15 protein-coding genes are annotated in these 17,978 nt (G+C 53.2%); 11 read left to right on the forward strand and 4 right to left on the reverse strand.

From position 1 onward, the window contains the following. Positions 1–149: 149 nt before the first annotated feature. From lon to fadM, 5 genes are all read left to right on the forward strand, one after another. A complete protein-coding gene (gene lon, locus OGX89_RS18000; protein ID WP_003831014.1) occupies positions 150–2,504 on the forward strand; it encodes an endopeptidase La in 2,355 nt (784 codons plus the stop codon). 190 nt (positions 2,505–2,694) lie between these two features. Then, the gene (hupB, locus tag OGX89_RS18005; protein WP_219352570.1) at positions 2,695–2,985 is read left to right on the forward strand and encodes a nucleoid-associated protein HU-beta; all 291 of its coding nucleotides are present in this window, start codon (positions 2,695–2,697) and stop codon (positions 2,983–2,985) included. 268 nt (positions 2,986–3,253) lie between these two features. Continuing rightward, positions 3,254–5,128: a peptidylprolyl isomerase gene (gene ppiD, locus OGX89_RS18010; RefSeq protein WP_126955921.1), complete on the forward strand. Its 1,875-nt coding sequence runs from the start codon at positions 3,254–3,256 to the stop codon at positions 5,126–5,128. Between the two features lie 146 nt (positions 5,129–5,274). After that, positions 5,275–5,649, forward strand: coding sequence for a helix-hairpin-helix domain-containing protein (locus OGX89_RS18015; RefSeq protein WP_003831017.1), 375 nt, complete (start codon positions 5,275–5,277; stop codon positions 5,647–5,649). Positions 5,650–5,755: 106 nt separating this feature from the next. Continuing rightward, positions 5,756–6,154, forward strand: a complete 399-nt coding sequence (gene fadM, locus OGX89_RS18020; RefSeq protein WP_003021636.1) for a long-chain acyl-CoA thioesterase FadM — start codon at positions 5,756–5,758, stop codon at positions 6,152–6,154. 105 nt (positions 6,155–6,259) lie between these two features. On the opposite strand, the gene queC is transcribed toward fadM, so the two are convergent. Continuing rightward, positions 6,260–6,955, reverse strand: a complete 696-nt coding sequence (gene queC, locus OGX89_RS18025; protein WP_126955920.1) for a 7-cyano-7-deazaguanine synthase QueC — start codon at positions 6,953–6,955, stop codon at positions 6,260–6,262. Between the two features lie 65 nt (positions 6,956–7,020). Beyond that, complete coding sequence (locus tag OGX89_RS18030) at positions 7,021–8,721, reverse strand: SgrR family transcriptional regulator (protein ID WP_126955919.1); 1,701 nt, start codon at positions 8,719–8,721, stop codon at positions 7,021–7,023. Positions 8,722–8,865: 144 nt separating this feature from the next. Here OGX89_RS18030 and cof point away from each other — a divergent pair, with 144 nt between their 5' ends. Beyond that, on the forward strand, positions 8,866–9,684 hold the full coding sequence (gene cof, locus OGX89_RS18035) for an HMP-PP phosphatase (protein WP_048235970.1): 819 nt from the start codon (positions 8,866–8,868) through the stop codon (positions 9,682–9,684). Positions 9,685–9,734: 50 nt separating this feature from the next. On the opposite strand, the gene OGX89_RS18040 is transcribed toward cof, so the two are convergent. Further along, complete coding sequence (locus OGX89_RS18040) at positions 9,735–10,790, reverse strand: PLP-dependent cysteine synthase family protein (RefSeq protein WP_122984023.1); 1,056 nt, start codon at positions 10,788–10,790, stop codon at positions 9,735–9,737. A gap of 116 nt (positions 10,791–10,906) precedes the next feature. On the opposite strand from OGX89_RS18040, the gene decR reads away from it, so the two are divergent. From decR to amtB, 5 genes are all read left to right on the forward strand, one after another. Further along, entirely contained in the window at positions 10,907–11,365 is a 459-nt protein-coding gene (decR, locus tag OGX89_RS18045; protein ID WP_003831023.1) for a DNA-binding transcriptional regulator DecR, read from the forward strand. Positions 11,366–11,409: 44 nt separating this feature from the next. Continuing rightward, complete coding sequence (locus OGX89_RS18050; protein ID WP_126955918.1) at positions 11,410–13,182, forward strand: SmdA family multidrug ABC transporter permease/ATP-binding protein; 1,773 nt, start codon at positions 11,410–11,412, stop codon at positions 13,180–13,182. Further along, complete coding sequence (locus OGX89_RS18055) at positions 13,175–14,953, forward strand: SmdB family multidrug efflux ABC transporter permease/ATP-binding protein (RefSeq protein WP_008783952.1); 1,779 nt, start codon at positions 13,175–13,177, stop codon at positions 14,951–14,953. Before OGX89_RS18050 ends, OGX89_RS18055 begins: the two co-directional genes overlap by 8 nt. 248 nt (positions 14,954–15,201) lie before the next feature. Beyond that, positions 15,202–15,540 carry a P-II family nitrogen regulator gene (gene glnK, locus OGX89_RS18060; RefSeq protein WP_003021657.1) on the forward strand — a complete coding sequence of 113 codons (339 nt, stop codon included), beginning with the start codon at positions 15,202–15,204 and terminating at the stop codon, positions 15,538–15,540. Positions 15,541–15,571: 31 nt separating this feature from the next. Further along, positions 15,572–16,858, forward strand: coding sequence for an ammonium transporter AmtB (gene amtB / locus OGX89_RS18065; RefSeq protein WP_126319016.1), 1,287 nt, complete (start codon positions 15,572–15,574; stop codon positions 16,856–16,858). 50 nt (positions 16,859–16,908) lie between these two features. Here amtB and tesB read toward each other — a convergent pair whose 3' ends face one another. Further along, positions 16,909–17,769: an acyl-CoA thioesterase II gene (gene tesB / locus OGX89_RS18070; protein ID WP_003831027.1), complete on the reverse strand. Its 861-nt coding sequence runs from the start codon at positions 17,767–17,769 to the stop codon at positions 16,909–16,911. Positions 17,770–17,978: the final 209 nt, after the last annotated feature.

Raw genomic sequence — 17,978 nt, forward strand, 5'->3', positions numbered from 1 at the left:
GGGATTTTATCTCCCCTTTTATTTTTCCGTAAACATGGCGTTGAATGTGTGGGAAACATCCCCATATACTGACATACATGTTAAAGGTGGTGTGAAGCACAGTCGTACCACCTGATTACCTGGCGGAAACTAAACTAAGAGAGAGCTCTATGAATCCTGAGCGTTCTGAACGCATTGAAATCCCCGTATTGCCGTTGCGCGATGTGGTGGTTTATCCGCACATGGTCATACCCTTATTTGTAGGGCGGGAAAAATCTATCCGTTGTCTGGAAGCGGCTATGGACCATGATAAAAAAATCATGCTGGTCGCACAGAAAGAAGCGTCAACGGATGAGCCGGGTGTAAACGATCTTTTCACCGTCGGGACCGTGGCCTCTATTTTGCAGATGCTGAAACTGCCTGACGGCACCGTAAAAGTGCTGGTCGAGGGGTTACAGCGTGCGCGTATTTCTGCGCTGTCTGACAACGGCGAGCATTTCTCTGCGAAAGCAGAGTACCTTGACTCGCCTGCTATTGATGAGCGCGAACAGGAAGTGCTGGTGCGTACCGCTATCAGCCAGTTCGAAGGCTATATCAAGCTGAACAAGAAAATTCCACCAGAAGTGCTGACGTCGCTGAACAGCATTGACGATCCTGCACGTCTGGCGGATACCATCGCTGCACACATGCCGCTGAAGCTGGCTGACAAGCAGTCCGTGCTGGAGATGTCCGACGTTAACGAACGTCTGGAATATCTGATGGCGATGATGGAGTCTGAAATCGATCTGCTGCAGGTTGAGAAACGCATTCGCAACCGCGTGAAAAAGCAGATGGAAAAATCTCAGCGCGAGTACTATCTGAACGAGCAGATGAAAGCTATTCAGAAAGAACTCGGTGAGATGGACGATGCACCGGACGAAAACGAAGCGTTGAAGCGTAAAATCGACGCGGCGAAAATGCCGAAAGAAGCAAAAGAGAAAGCGGAAGCAGAACTGCAGAAGCTGAAAATGATGTCTCCTATGTCGGCGGAAGCGACCGTGGTGCGTGGCTACATCGACTGGATGGTACAGGTGCCGTGGAATGCGCGTAGCAAGGTCAAAAAAGACCTACGTCAGGCGCAGGAAATCCTCGATACCGACCATTATGGTCTGGAGCGCGTCAAAGACCGTATTCTTGAGTATCTCGCGGTTCAAAGCCGTGTAAATAAAATCAAGGGGCCGATCCTGTGTCTGGTTGGACCGCCGGGGGTAGGTAAAACCTCTCTGGGGCAGTCCATCGCTAAGGCAACTGGGCGTAAATACATCCGTATGGCGCTGGGCGGCGTGCGTGATGAAGCCGAAATTCGCGGTCACCGCCGGACCTATATCGGTTCTATGCCGGGTAAACTGATCCAGAAAATGGCCAAAGTGGGCGTTAAAAACCCGCTGTTCCTGCTTGATGAGATCGACAAAATGTCTTCCGACATGCGTGGCGATCCGGCTTCCGCACTGCTCGAAGTGCTGGATCCAGAGCAGAACGTGGCGTTCAGCGATCACTACCTGGAAGTGGACTACGATCTCAGCGATGTGATGTTTGTTGCGACCTCTAACTCCATGAATATTCCGGCACCGTTGCTGGATCGTATGGAAGTGATCCGTCTGTCCGGTTATACCGAAGACGAAAAGCTGAACATTGCCAAACGTCACCTGTTGCCGAAACAGATTGAGCGTAATGCGCTGAAAAAAGGTGAGCTAACGGTCGACGATAGCGCCATTGTGGGCATTATTCGTTACTACACTCGTGAAGCAGGCGTGCGTAGTCTGGAACGTGAAATCTCTAAACTGTGCCGTAAAGCGGTGAAACAGCTGCTGCTGGATAAATCGCTGAAACATATTGAGATCAATGGCGACAACCTGCACGACTATCTGGGTGTACAGCGCTTTGACTATGGCCGCGCGGATAACGAAAACCGCGTTGGTCAGGTGACGGGTCTGGCGTGGACGGAAGTTGGCGGCGATCTGCTGACTATCGAAACCGCCTGCGTACCGGGTAAAGGTAAGTTGACCTACACCGGTTCTCTGGGTGAAGTCATGCAGGAGTCGATTCAGGCTGCGCTGACCGTGGTGCGCGCGCGTGCGGAAAAACTGGGTATTAACCCGGACTTTTACGAAAAACGCGACATCCACGTTCACGTACCTGAAGGGGCGACGCCGAAAGACGGTCCAAGTGCGGGTATTGCTATGTGTACTGCGCTGGTGTCTTGTCTTACCGGTAACCCAGTTCGCGCCGACGTAGCGATGACGGGTGAGATCACCCTGCGTGGTCAGGTTCTGCCTATCGGTGGTTTGAAAGAAAAACTGCTGGCGGCACACCGTGGCGGCATTAAGACGGTCTTAATTCCCGATGAGAACAAACGTGACCTGGAAGAGATTCCGGACAACGTAATTGCCGATCTTAATATTCACCCGGTGAAACGTATTGAGGAAGTTCTGACTCTTGCGTTGCAAAATGAACCCTCTGGAATGCAGGTTGTGACGGCAAAATAGTGACCTCGCGCAAAGAGCATTAATAAAAACAGGGCTGGCAGGCCATTTCGGGCTTGCCAGCCTTTTTTTGTATAGCTAATTTAGATAACGGATTAGGCTTGCCATCATTAACGGGTGTTGTAAGGGCATGGCAGGCCTGATATAACTGCTGCGCGGTCGCACTTTGAAGGATTCAGGTGCGATATAAATTATAAAGAGGAAGAGAAGAGTGAATAAATCTCAACTGATCGACAAAATTGCTGCAGGGGCTGATATCTCTAAAGCTGCGGCTGGACGTGCGTTAGATGCAATTATTGCTTCTGTTACCGAATCTCTGAAAGAAGGTGATGACGTAGCGCTGGTAGGTTTTGGTACTTTTGCCGTTAAAGAGCGTGCTGCCCGTACTGGTCGCAACCCGCAAACAGGTAAAGAGATCACCATCGCCGCGGCTAAAGTACCGGGCTTCCGTGCAGGTAAAGCACTGAAAGACGCGGTAAACTAAGTGATTTCCCCTTTGGGGATGTGACGAAGTACAAGGGCGCATCGACTGATGTGCCTTTTTTATTTGTAATTCCGGTACTTTCTACGCGTTGTGGGCTGACAATTGCCCCTGTTTCTTGTCACAATAGACCTTTGTGCGCAGCGTTCAGGAAACGCTATGCTGCGTGAAGCATATATACTCAAAATCCTTGTTGCCGTTGTTATCATCAACGCGGGGGCAGCAGAGAGGATAACGCGTATAGTCATCTACAGCGGAGTGTGGTTACACCATGATGGACAGCTTACGCACGGCTGCTAACAGTCTCGTGCTCAAGATTATTTTCGGTATCATTATCGTGTCGTTCATTTTGACCGGCGTGAGTGGTTACCTGATTGGCGGGGGCAATAACTTCGCCGCCAAAGTGAATGGCCAGGAGATCAGCCGCGGGCAGTTCGAGAATGCGTTCAACAGCGAACGTAACCGCATGCAGCAACAGCTGGGCGATCAATACTCCGAGCTGGCCGCGAACGAAGGTTATATGAAAACGCTGCGTCAGCAGGTGCTGAATCGTCTTGTTGACGAAGCGCTGCTGGATCAGTATTCCCGCGAGCTTAAGCTCAACATCAGCGACGATCAGGTTAAACAGGCCATTTTCGCCACGCCTGCGTTCCTGGTGGACGGCAAGTTTGATAACAACCGCTACAACGCGATTGTCAATCAAATGGGAATGACTGCAGACCAGTACGCTCAGGCATTACGTAATCAGCTCACGACACAGCAGCTGATTAACGGCGTTGCCGGTACGGACTTCATGCTGAAAGGCGAAACGGACGAACTGGCGGCGCTGGTCGCACAGCAGCGTATCGTGCGCGAGGCGACGATTGACGTTAACGCACTGGCCGCGAAGCAGTCTGTTACCGAGCAGGAAGTTGCCAGCTACTACGAGCAGAATAAAAACAACTTTATGACGCCGGAACAGTTCCGCGTGAGCTACATCAAGCTGGACGCTGCTGCTATGCAGGAGACGGCCAGCGATGCTGATATTCAGTCTTACTATGACCAGCATCAGGATCAGTTCACTCAGCCGCAGCGTAACCGCTACAGCATCATTCAGACCAAAACGGAAGATGAAGCCAAAGCGGTACTGGATGAGCTGAACAAAGGCGGTGACTTCGCTGCGCTGGCGAAAGAAAAATCTGCCGATATCATCTCTGCTCGTAAAGGCGGTGATATGGGATGGCTGGAAGATTCCACTACCCCGGATGAGCTGAAAAATGCTGGTCTGAAAGAAAAAGGCCAACTGTCTGGCGTAATTAAGTCTTCTGTTGGTTTCCTCGTTGCGCGTCTTGACGACGTACAGCCTGCGCAAGTTAAACCGCTGAGCGAAGCCCGTGACGAGATTGCGGCAAAAGTGAAGCAGGAAAAAGCGCTGGATGCCTACTATGCGCTGCAGCAGAAAGTCAGCGACGCGGCCAGCAACGATAACGAATCTCTGGCGGGTGCAGAGCAGGCTGCGGGTATGAAAGCGGTTGAAACGGGCTGGTTTAGCCGTGACAGCCTGCCGGAAGAACTGAATTTCAAACCAGTCGCTGACATCATTTTCAATGGTGGTCTGGTTGGTGAGAACGGTACGCCTGGCAGTAACTCCGATATCATCACTGTGGACGGCGATCGTGCGTTTGTGCTGCGTATTGCAGAGCACAAAGCCGAAGCCGTGAAGCCACTGGCTGAAGTGAAAGAGCAGGTAACTGCGCTCGTTAAGCACAATAAAGCAGAGCAGCAGGCGAAGCTTGATGCCGATAAACTGCTGGCGGATCTGAAAGCCGGTAAAGGCGATGAAGCGATGAAAGCGGCGGGTCTGAGCTTCGGCGAGGCGAAAACGCTGAGCCGTACGGGTCAGGATCCGCTGAGCCAGGCTGCCTTTGGTCTGAGCCTGCCGGCGAAAGACAAACCGAGCTACGGCGTCGCGAACGACATGCAGGGTAACGTTGTTCTGTTGGCGTTGGACGAGGTGAAAGCTGGTTCTATGCCTGAAGCGCAGAAGAAAGCGATGGTTCAGGGGATCACTCAGAACAACGCGCAGATTGTCTTCGAAGCGCTGATGAGCAACCTGCGTAAAGCCGCAAAAATTAAAATCGGTGATGCGCTGGAACAGCAGCAATAACCGAGGCAGTTCGCAAAAAATTGCAAAAAGTTGTATCTACCAAAGGCCGCTTTCGCGGCCTTTTCCATTTCTGATATTTGCCGTTTGTCTGCCGTTCTGCACCTCGCTATCGTGATTCCACTGTTAACAAACAAGGAGAAAACAGTATGAAACATGGAATCAAAGCTCTGCTTATCACTCTTTCATTGACCTGCGCTGGTATGGCCCAAACCGCATTGGCGGCTGAGCCTGTCGCCAAAAGCCAGGCGACTCAAACCAAAGCGGAAAACCCAGGGGCGGCACAAAGCAAAGCCACACTGCCCGCTAAAGCAAGCGACGATGAGGGCACCAGGGTAAGCATCAACAGCGCTTCTGCGGAGGATTTAGCGCGAGTTATGAATGGCGTGGGTCTAAAGAAAGCGCAGGCGATTGTGAGCTATCGTGAGGAGTACGGGCCGTTTAAAACGGTGGATGATTTAAAACAGGTGCCGGGCATGGGCAGTTCACTGGTTGAGCGTAACTTGGCAGTTTTAACACTTTAATAACTTGCAGAGCGCTGAAAGTTTGCCAGACTGTAGAGGTCATACCAGTTATGACCTCTTTACTCAAAAGTCTGTTCATATAAAAACAACGTAAGGCTCCTGCGCTATGCAAACACAAATCAAAGTCCGTGGTTTTCATCTTGATGTCTATCAGCACGTTAACAATGCCCGCTATCTGGAGTTTCTGGAAGAGGCCCGCTGGGATGGTCTGGAAAACAGCGACAGCTTTCAGTGGATGACCGCACACAACATCGCTTTTGTGGTCGTGAATATTAATATCAACTACCGGCGACCTGCGGTGCTGAGCGACCTGCTGACCATCACCAGTCAGGTTCAACAGTTAAATGGCAAAAGTGGCGTGTTAAACCAGACCATTACCCTGGAGCCGGAAGGGCAGGTGGTGGCAGACGCGCTGATTACGTTCGTCTGTATTGATTTGAAAACGCAAAAAGCGTTGCCGCTGGAAGGGGAGTTGCGCGAAAAACTGGAGCAGATGGTGCAGTAGTGGCTGCGATTGCCGGAAGGTGACGCTCAAGCGTCTTATCCGGCCTACATGAGTTGCTGCAACTGTCTGTAGGCCGGATAAGCAAAGCGCAATCCGGCAATACAATCACTTTAACCCGGTTTTCTGTTTCATTGCCGCCATCACTGCCGGTTTATCCGCCAGATAATGGTTCAGGCCGTTGGCACGCAGATTACACGCCGCACATTGACCGCAACCGTCACCTTTGATTCCGTTATAGCAGGTCAGCGTTTCTTCGCGTACCAGGTCCAGCTTGCCCCAATAATCGGCCAGTGCCCAGGTTTCGGCTTTATCGATCCACATCAGTGGGGTTTCAAAGCGAATATCTTTCGCCATCCCCAGGCTTACAGCATGGTTCAGGGCTTTAACGAACTCATCGCGACAGTCCGGATAGCCGGAGAAATCGGTCTCACAAACGCCGGTAATGACCGCTTCTGCCTGCACCTGGTACGCGTAAATTGCTGCCAGCGTTAAGAACAGAATATTGCGTCCTGGCACAAAGGTATTGGGAATGCCGTTCGCATCCGGTTCGTAATCGGGTACCGGAATGTTATCGCGGGTCAGGCTGCTGACAGCCAGTTCACTGAGCAATGTGACATCAAGTACTTTGTGCGCCCGCGCGCCAAGTTTTAAGGCCAGGTCACGTGCGACATCAATCTCAGCGCGATGGCGCTGACCATAATCAAAGGTCACGCAGTGCACTTCATCATACTGATGCAGCGCTTGCGCCAGACAAGTCGTGGAGTCCTGACCTCCACTGAATACAACAACGGCACGTTTCATGGCTTTTCCTGACAAAATAACGAAGCCCTTATGGTAGCGCCTGGACGTGCCGTCGACCAGCTTCTTCACGCTGAAGGAGGTGGCAGCCAGGCTTCGGTAAACTCGAACCAGCCACGAGGATTCAGGCGTACGCCGTTCACGCCCGGTGGCGCGCTGATGCGATAGTGATAATTGAACAGTGGGGTCAGGGTAGCGTCATGCATTAGCGTGGCGAAAACTTGTTGTAAAGCAGCGTGGCGATCGTCCTCATCGGCCTGGATTTGAAGGGCATCCAGGGTCGTTTGCAAATGCGTGTATGCTGGCGCATTCAATACATGTGACCAGAGCTGATCGCAGCGCAACCACTGTTCGAGAGTATATTCAGGTGCCTCACCAATCAGCCTGTCGCCCATCATCAGGTCGGCCTGGGCTAAGGGATGATCGCCATCCCAGTTTTTAGCATTATGAAAAATAAGCGTTAATTCACAGCCGAGCAGCGCCAGCGCCTGGCGAAGCTGTTCAGCCATAGCGTGAAGTTCTACCGGCAGGTGATAAGCCAGCGTCAGCTTTTCCGGTAATGCCACCTCATCGAGTTCATCCCATTGTGGGATAGTCCATCCGGGGAGCAGTGCATTGCTTGGCGTGATCAGATTTTCATCCACTTCAAGCGTTTGTAGCAGGGAAGAACGGTGGATGATATTGATCAGTCTACGGGCCTGCTGCGTATTCAGGTGCGCGCTTTTTCTGAGCGTGAGATAACAAAAACCAAGACTGATCCCGCTGCTTACCTGGCTTAGCATAGGCAACTCTTCGGGTTTACCAATCGCAATTTGCACCGGATGGCGACAGCTGGTGCCCAGATCCTGGGAGAAGAGCTGTGGGGTTATCCAGTATTCAATGGCTTTTAGCAACGGATGACTCAGATGGTAGTGATCATGGCTCTCGATACGCACCAGCTCAGGAGTAAACAGCGTCAACCGGAACGGGCCGGTACCCACAAACGGGTACTCAGGATGCGCCAGGTGACTGCTGTAGCTTGCCAGACGGTGCGCCAGCCAGAAGTCGGGACGATGCAGAATAAAGGTCAGACACTGGGGATGCGTCACCTCAATGCGCTTTACGCTGATAAACAGCTTATTCAGCGCGGGGAGTTCTAACAGCTTCAGCAACTGCTGATGTAGCTGTGAGCTGCTTACCGTATCACCGTTATGCCAATGCAGGGTGGAACGAATATAGAAATCCCAGCGCAGGCCGTCAGCGGAAATATTCCAGTGGTGGGCTAAGTCTCCACAAGGACGTTGCGTAGTGCTGTCAAACCGGGTCAGGCCAGAGAAAACTTGTCCGGCGAGGTGTTGCTCCGCGCGACCAGGGAGAAAACCGGGGTGCAAGGGGTCGAGCGGGCGGTAATAGGGGATACGTAGGGTTGGCGTGTCGTTTTGCCACTGACCGCCCATAAACGGTTGTAGCAGTGTTCTTAATTCGCCCGGAGCCAACTGAGCCAGTTCCAGTACGCTAAGCTGCTCTCCCTTTTGCAGCGCCTGTTCCATCATGGTGTTGCGCAGTGAATCTGGCGTCACTAAAAACCGCAGTTGCCCGCGTTTCCCGCGCCCCGACTGGGCATGCCACTCCAGCCAGCCCGCATCCTGCGCTTGCTTTAGCAGGGTACGCACATGGCGTTCGCTACAAAAACAGCGTTCGGCCAGTTCCCCGACGGTCACCGACTGCGGTTCGCCGTTCGAGGGCAGCCACAGGCGTTGGTACTGGTTCAGGCGATTAAGCAGACGCATTGATACTTTTTCCTTCAGGATGTCCGTTAACGGTTTATGCGTAGAGAAACCCGGAACAATTCATTTTATCTATTCACTATTACTTCCGTATATCTCAGGTGATACTGGATCACAAGTTAACCGCGTCACAGTGTGGAGAAAGAAATGGCTCGTCTGGCTGCATTTGATATGGATGGCACCCTTTTGATGCCGAATCACCATTTAGGTGACGAAACGCTTTCAACGCTGTCGCGCCTGCGTGAACGCGATATTACTCTGACATTTGCTACCGGCCGACATGTGCTTGAGATGCGCCATATTTTAGGCTCGATCTCACTGGACGCCTTTTTGATCACGGGTAATGGCACGCGTATTCACTCTCTTGAGGGCGATGTGTTACACCGTCAGGATCTGGATCCGAATGTCGCGGATATTGTGTTGCATCAGAAGTGGGACACTACCGCCAGCATGCATGTCTTTAATGACAACGGTTGGTTCACCGGACAAGAGATCCCCTCGCTGCTGCAGGCGCATGTGTATAGCGGATTTCGCTACCAGATCGTCGATGTGAAACGTATTCCGGCGCATCAGGTCACGAAAGTCTGTTTCTGCGGCGATCATGACTCTTTGATCCAATTGCGAATTCAACTGAATGAAGCGCTGGGTGAACAGGCGAATCTCTGTTTTTCCGCGTTTGATTGCCTTGAGGTGCTGCCGCTGGGCTGTAATAAAGGATCGGCATTGGCGGTGTTGAGCGACCATTTAGGTTATTCAATGGCCGAGTGTATGGCGTTTGGCGATGCCATGAACGATCGCGAAATGTTAGGCAGCGTTGGGCGCGGCCTGATTATGGGTAACGCGATGCCGCAACTGATTGCTGAACTGCCTCATTTATCGGTGATTGGGCATTGCCGTAATCAGGCAGTGTCACACTTTTTGACGCATTGGCTGGACAATCCACATCTACCTTATTCCCCCGAATGAGAGATCCCTTCCAGCAAGCCAGACTTCGCGTCTGGCTTTTTTTTATCCCATTAATGGGTGTTCAGTAGTCGGGCGAGCTCCGCTTTCCACGGCGTTAAATCACCGATGTGCGCGTCGACCCACTGTGGGTTGTAGTAGGTTTCCAGATAGCGTTCGCCGCTGTCACACAACAGCGTCACCAGTGAGCCGCTTTCTCCGGCATCGCGCATACGGGCGGCAAGTTGCAGCGTTCCCCACATATTGGTACCCGTAGAGGCGCCGACTTTACGGCCCAACTGCGTTTCCAGCCAGTGTGCGGTGGCCACGCTTGCGGCATCCGGCACGCGCAGCATTTCATCGACCACGTCAGGAATGAAAGACGGTTCGACACGCGGGCGGCCAATGCCTTCAATTTTACTTCCTACCGGACTGCGTAACGTGGCATCGCGATCCTGCCAGAAGGGCAGAAAGACCGAGTTTTCCGGGTCCACTACCATCAGTTGAGTGTCGTAGCCCTGACAGCGGATATAGCGGCCAATGGTTGCTGAGGTGCCACCGGTTCCGGCGCTCATCACAATATGGCGGGGAACGGGGTTGGGCTCGCACTGCATCTGACGAAAGATGCTGTCGGCGATATTATTATTCCCGCGCCAGTCGGTGGCGCGCTCAGCGTAAGTGAACTGGTCCATGTAATGACCGTTCAGCTCACGCGCCAGTTGCTCAGAGGCCGCATAGATTTCGCAGGCGCTTTCCACGAAATGACAGCGACCGCCGTAAAATTCAATCTGTTCAACCTTACGTTTTGCCGTACAGGAAGGCATGACGGCAATAAATGGCAACCCTAACAGTCGAGCGAAATAAGCCTCAGAGACCGCCGTTGAACCGGACGATGATTCAATGATGGTGGTGCCTTCTTTGATCCAGCCATTGCACAATCCGTACAGAAACAGTGAGCGCGCCAGACGATGCTTCAGACTCCCGGTCGGATGCGTGCTCTCATCTTTTAAATAGAGCTGAATGCCCGGGAACGCCGGTAGCGACAGGCGAATGAGATGCGTATCCGCAGAACGCTGATAATCCGCGTTGATTTCATTGATGGCGTTTTTAACCCAGGAGCTATTCATCATTAATAGATATCCATTTGTCATTTTGTGCCCAGAATAGCGAAAAGCACGGAAAAAATTGTTGCCATTTAGCCTTTAAAATAGAATGTAAGGAGAAAATTCTTCTCTGTGGAGTGGATATGTTAGACAAAATTGACCGCAAGCTACTCGGCTTGCTGCAACAGGACTGCACCCTTTCTTTGCAGGCATTAGCAGATGCCGTTAATCTGACTACCACCCCCTGCTGGAAACGTCTCAAACGACTTGAGGATGACGGTATCCTGCTGGGCAGAGTCGCCCTGTTGGATCCAGAAAAACTGGGGCTGGGACTCACCGCGTTTGTGCTGATCAAAACTCAGCATCACAGCAGCGAATGGTATTGCCGCTTTGTCACTGAAGTGACCGGAATGCCCGAGGTTCTGGGGTTCTGGCGTATGGCAGGGGAGTATGACTACCTGATGCGAGTGCAGGTTGCTGATATGAAAAGCTATGATGAATTCTATAAGCGCCTGGTGAATAGCGTACCGGGCCTGTCTGACGTCACCTCCAGCTTTGCCATGGAACAGATTAAATACACAACTGCTCTACCTATTGAATAATTCTCCCGGCGCTTATTGCCGGAAATCTTGTCAGGACATAACGCGTGCGATTATTTGCTCAATTAAGCTGGTACTTCCGCCGGGAGTGGCGTCGCTACCTCGGGGCAGTGGCCTTGCTTATCATCATCGCTATCCTTCAGCTTATTCCGCCGAAAGTGGTCGGGATCATTGTGGATGGCGTGACGACTCAACGTTTCTCCACCGAGCGGCTGCTGATGTGGGTGGGGACAATTGCCCTGATTGCCGTGGTGGTTTATTTGCTGCGCTATGTCTGGCGCGTGCTGCTGTTTGGCGCATCCTACCAACTGGCGGTTGAGCTGCGGGAAGATTATTACCGTCAGTTGAGTCGCCAGCATCCAGAATTTTATCTGCGGCACCGTACGGGCGATCTGATGGCGCGGGCAACCAACGATGTCGATCGCGTCGTATTTGCCGCCGGAGAAGGGGTGCTGACGCTGGTGGATTCGCTGGTCATGGGGTGTGCGGTGCTGATCGTGATGTCAACGCAGATAAGCTGGCAACTGACGTTGATTGCGCTGCTGCCGATGCCGGTGATGGCGTTGATGATCAAACGTTACGGCGATCGACTCCATAACCGTTTTAAGCTGGCGCAGGCGGCGTTTTCCAGTCTCAACGATCGTACTCAGGAAAGCCTGACCAGTATTCGTATGATCAAGGCCTTTGGTCTGGAGGATCGACAGTCGGCATTATTTGCCGCTGATGCTGAAGATACCGGTAAGAAAAACCTGCGCGTGGCGCGCATTGACGCCCGCTTTGATCCCACGATTTATATCGCCATTGGTATGGCTAACCTGCTGGCGATTGCCGGGGGAAGCTGGATGGTGGTACACGGCTCGCTGACGCTCGGGCAGCTCACCAGCTTTATGATGTATCTCGGTCTGATGATTTGGCCGATGCTGGCGCTGGCCTGGATGTTTAACATCGTCGAACGCGGCAGCGCCGCGTATAGCCGAATTCGCGCCATGCTGGCAGAAGCGCCGGTAGTGGATGACGGTACTGAACCGGTGCCGGAAGGACGCGGCGAGCTGGCGGTGGCGATTCGCGAATTTTGTTACCCGCAAACCACCCACCCGGCGCTGGAAAATGTGAATTTCCAGCTCAAACCTGGACAGATGCTGGGCATCTGTGGTCCGACCGGCTCGGGAAAAAGTACGGTGCTGTCGCTGATCCAGCGTCATTTTGATATCACCCAGGGCGATGTGCGCTTTCATGATATCCCATTAACGCGCTTACAGCTGGATAGCTGGCGCAGCCGACTGGCGGTTGTCAGCCAGACGCCATTCCTGTTTTCCGATACCGTCGGTAATAACATCGCCTTAGGACGTCCGCAGGCCACGCAGGAAGAGATCGAGCATGTGGCGCGTCTTGCCAGCGTTCATGAGGATATTTTACGTCTTCCGCAGGGCTACGACACCGAAGTGGGCGAACGCGGGGTGATGCTGTCTGGCGGGCAAAAACAGCGTATTTCTATCGCTCGAGCGTTACTGCTGAACGCTGAAATCCTGATTCTGGATGATGCGTTGTCGGCGGTAGATGGTCGTACCGAACATCAGATCCTGCATAACCTGCGCCAGTGGGGCGAAGGCCGAACCGTAATTATTAGCGCTCACCGTTTATCGGCCCTGACGGAAGCCAGCGAGATTATCGTGATGCAGCATGGGCATATTGCCCAGCGCGGTGAGCATGATTCTTTAGTGCAGCAGCCTGGCTGGTATCGTGATATGTACCGCTATCAGCAACTGGAAGCGGCACTGTCTGATGCGCCAGAGATAAACGAGGAGGTGGCTAATGCGTAGTTTTGGGCAATTATGGCCAACTCTGAAAAGGTTACTGGCATACGGTTCACCATGGCGAAAACAGCTGGCGATTGCGGTCGTCATGTTGTGGGTGGCGGCTGCGGCGGAAGTCAGCGGCCCGCTGCTGATTAGCTATTTTATCGATAACATGGTGGCGAAGAACAATCTGCCGCTGGCGATGGTTGCCGGGCTGGTTGCCGCCTATGTCGGTCTGCAACTGCTGGCGGCAGGGCTGCATTACGCGCAGTCGTTACTGTTTAACCAGGCGGCGGTTGGCGTAGTACAACAGTTACGTACCGACGTAATGGACGCTGCGCTGCGCCAGCCGCTCAGCGCCTTTGATACTCAGCCCGTCGGGCAGCTTATCTCCCGCGTGACCAATGACACCGAAGTGATTCGTGACCTGTACGTGACGGTGGTCGCAACGGTTCTGCGCAGCGCGGCCTTAATTGGCGCCATGCTGGTCGCGATGTTCAGCCTCGAGTGGCGTATGGCGCTGGTGGCGATGGCCATTTTCCCGGCCGTGCTGGTGGTGATGGTTATTTACCAACGCTACAGCACCCCGATTGTGCGTCGGGTGCGCGCTTATCTGGCGGATATTAACGATGGCTTTAACGAAGTCATCAACGGCATGAGCGTTATCCAGCAGTTCCGCCAGCAGGCAAGGTTTGGCGAGAGAATGGGCGAGGCCAGCCGCTCGCACTATATGGCGCGCATGCAAACCCTGCGACTGGATGGTTTTTTGCTGCGTCCGCTGCTGAGCCTTTTCTCGGCGCTGATCCTCTGCGGCTTGCTGATGCTGTTCAGTTTTACCTCTGGCACCTCCATTGAGGTTGGCGTGCTGTACGCGTTCATCAGCTACCTCGGCCGTTTGAACGAACCGCTGATCGAGCTGACCACCCAGCAATCAATGCTGCAGCAGGCGGTTGTCGCTGGTGAGCGAGTGTTCGAACTGATGGACGGGCCTCGTCAGCGCTATGGTGAAGACGATCGCCCGCTCAAAAGCGGAGACATTGAGGTGGATAACGTTTCATTTGCCTATCGCGACGACAATCTGGTGCTGCAAAACATCAGTCTGTCCGTGCCTTCGCGCAGCTTTGTGGCTTTGGTCGGACACACAGGCAGCGGCAAAAGCACGCTGGCCAGCCTGCTGATGGGATATTACCCGCTGACGCAGGGGGAAATCCGCCTTGACGGACGTCCGTTGTCTTCTCTGAGCCACGGTGCGTTACGTCAGGGCATCGCGATGGTGCAGCAGGATCCGGTGGTGATGGCGGATACCTTCCTGGCAAACGTCACGCTGGGTCGCGATATCTCAGAAGAGCGGGTCTGGCAGGCGCTGGAGACTGTGCAACTGGCAGAACTGGCTCGGGGTTTGAGCGAGGGGATTCATACCCGGCTGGGCGAGCAGGGCAATAATCTCTCCGTTGGGCAGAAACAACTGCTGGCGCTGGCGCGGGTATTGGTTGAAACGCCGCAGGTGCTGATCCTCGATGAAGCCACTGCCAGTATTGATTCCGGTACTGAGCAGGCCATTCAGCACGCGCTGGCGGCGGTCCGTGAACACACTACGCTGGTGGTGATTGCGCATCGGTTATCGACGATTGTCGATGCGGATACCATTCTGGTGTTACATCGCGGTCAGGCGGTTGAGCGTGGTACGCACCAGCAATTACTGGCGGCGCAAGGCCGTTACTGGCAGATGTATCAGTTGCAGCTGGCGGGCGAAGAGCTGGCAGCCAGTACGCAAGAGGATTCTGTTATCGCCTGACGGCGCAGCGCTTATCCGGCCACGCGGAGTCGTAGGTCGGGTAAGGCGTTTACGCCGCCATCCGGCAATCAACAATCTGGTGCAAAAATGTAACGCACTATGCACCGTTATAGTGCGTTTTTTCTTTTTCTCTCCTGGCTGTACCCTGCGAACCTGAATCATTCCGCGTTTTTCATTCCTGGCACATCCCTTGCAATATTCCTCTCGTGTATCTGCAGCCACTACTGAATTCTGACTGGAGGGGATCTATGAAGCTGGTTACCGTGGTAATCAAACCGTTCAAACTGGAAGACGTCCGTGAAGCACTGTCGTCTATTGGTATTCAGGGGCTGACCGTCACCGAAGTGAAGGGGTTTGGCCGACAGAAAGGTCATGCTGAGCTGTACCGTGGGGCTGAATATAGCGTCAATTTTCTGCCAAAGGTGAAGATTGATGTGGCGATTGCCGACGACCAACTGGATGGCGTGATTGATGTCATCAGTAAGGCGGCATACACCGGAAAAATTGGCGACGGCAAAATCTTCGTCGCCGAGCTGCAACGTGTGATTCGTATTCGTACCGGCGAAGCCGACGAAGCCGCACTGTAACTTCTGGCACACAGTGATAGGAAACCAAAAAATGAAGATAGCAACGATGAAAACAGGTATTGCTTCACTGGCGCTACTGCCGGGACTGGCGATGGCGGCACCGGCGGTTGCGGATAAAGCAGATAACGCTTTTATGATGATCTGTACCGCGCTGGTGCTGTTTATGACTATCCCTGGCATTGCGTTGTTCTACGGCGGTTTGATTCGCGGTAAGAACGTGCTGTCGATGCTGACTCAGGTGACGGTGACATTCGCTCTGGTTTGTATTCTATGGGTGGTTTATGGCTACTCACTGGCCTTTGGCGAAGGGAATAATTTCTTCGGCAACTTCAACTGGGTATTGCTGAAGAACATCGAGCTGACGGCGGTCACGGGGAGCTTCTACCAATACATTCACGTTGCTTTTCAGGGATCTTTTGCCTGCATCACCGTTGGGCTGATTGTCGGGGCTCTTGCTGAGCGTATTCGTTTCTCTGCAGTGCTGATTTTTGTGGTGGTGTGGTTAACGTTGTCGTACATCCCCATTGCCCATATGGTCTGGGGCGGCGGCTTACTGGCTTCTCACGGCGCACTGGATTTTGCCGGCGGGACGGTCGTGCACATCAACGCAGCGATTGCTGGTCTGGTTGGTGCGTATCTGATTGGCAAACGCGTCGGTTTTGGCAAAGAAGCCTTTAAACCGCATAACCTGCCGATGGTCTTCACCGGTACCGCTATTCTCTACATTGGTTGGTTTGGCTTTAACGCCGGTTCAGCGGGAACGGCGAATGAAATTGCCGCACTGGCCTTCGTCAATACCGTGGTCGCCACCGCTGCCGCCATCCTCGGATGGATCTTCGGTGAATGGGCGCTGCGTGGCAAACCGTCTCTGCTGGGCGCTTGTTCTGGTGCTATTGCAGGTCTGGTGGGCGTAACACCTGCATGTGGCTACATTGGTGTCGGAGGAGCGCTGATTATCGGTGTCGTTGCGGGGCTGGCTGGCCTGTGGGGTGTGACCATGCTGAAGCGTTTTCTGCGCGTGGACGATCCGTGTGATGTGTTTGGCGTGCACGGCGTGTGCGGTATTGTTGGCTGCATCCTGACCGGCGTTTTCGCTGCGAGCTCTCTGGGCGGCGTGGGCTTTGCCGAGGGCGTGACCATGGGGCATCAGCTGCTGGTGCAACTGGAAAGCGTGGCGATCACCATCGTCTGGTCCGGCGTGGTGGCCTTCATTGGCTATAAGCTGGCAGATATGACGGTGGGTCTGCGCGTACCGGAAGAGCAGGAACGCGAAGGTCTGGATGTGAACAGTCACGGCGAAAACGCCTACAACGCTTGATGTTTCAATCTGCCGGATGGCAACGCTTTTGCGCCACCATCCGGTAATTTTCAATTGCGATTACGCATTACCCCTTCCTGCACGGTAGAGGCGACCAGTACACCGTCCTGGGTATAAAACTCCCCGCGTACAAAACCCCGGGCACCGGAGGCCGAAGTGCTCTCGACGTTATACAACAGCCACTCATTAATATTGAACGGACGGTGGAACCACATTGAATGGTCAATGGTGGCGATCTGAATCCCTTTCTCCAGAAAACCAATCCCGTACGGCTGCAGCGCAACAGGCAGGAAGTTCAGGTCTGAGGCATAACCCAGCAGATATTGATGGACGCGCAGATCGTCCTGCAGCTCACCGTTTGCGCGGATCCATACCTGGCGCGCCGGAGGTGCGACGTGACCTTTTAAGGGGTTATGAAATTCAACCGGGCGCACTTCCAACGGACGATCGTTGATAAATTTTTCTTTCAACAGCGGCGGCAGTAAATGCGCCACTGAACGGGCAATTTCCGTTTCTGATTTCAGCTCATCGGGACCCGGCGCATCCGGCATGGTTTTCTGATGTTCAAATCCGTCTTCGGGTGCCTGGAAAGAGGCGGTCATGTAAAAAATGGGTTTACCATTCTGAATTGCGGCAACGCGGCGCGCGCTGAAGCTGTTACCATCACGCAAGACTTCAACATCATAGATGATGGGCTTTTGGCTATCGCCGGGGCGTAAAAAATAGCTGTGAAAAGAGTGGACCAGACGCTCTTCCGGTACGGTTTCTTTGGCGGCATACAGCGCCTGACCGACAACCTGTCCCCCAAAAACCTGACGCAACCCTAAGTCTTCACTTTGGCCCCGAAAGAGTCCTTCTTCAATTTTTTCCAGATTTAACAATGTCAGCAAATTTTTCAGCGCCAGACTCATACGTGCTCTCCAGGTTATATCGTTCTCGCAGCGAGGTAGGCAGAGTATAACGCAATTTTGAAAGTGGTCCGATGGGTGCAATTGTCTGAATTAAAGGCCTATTACAGGCAAAAACAGCTGTCTTGTGCCACACTTAGTCACGTTATGTTTTTGTTAACCACTCTTCTGGCGAGGAAAGTTCTCGCTGGTGCATAGATGATAAGGAGAAT

Source organism: Citrobacter sp. Cpo103, from assembly GCF_030332605.1.
Lineage (GTDB): Bacteria > Pseudomonadota > Gammaproteobacteria > Enterobacterales > Enterobacteriaceae > Citrobacter > Citrobacter portucalensis.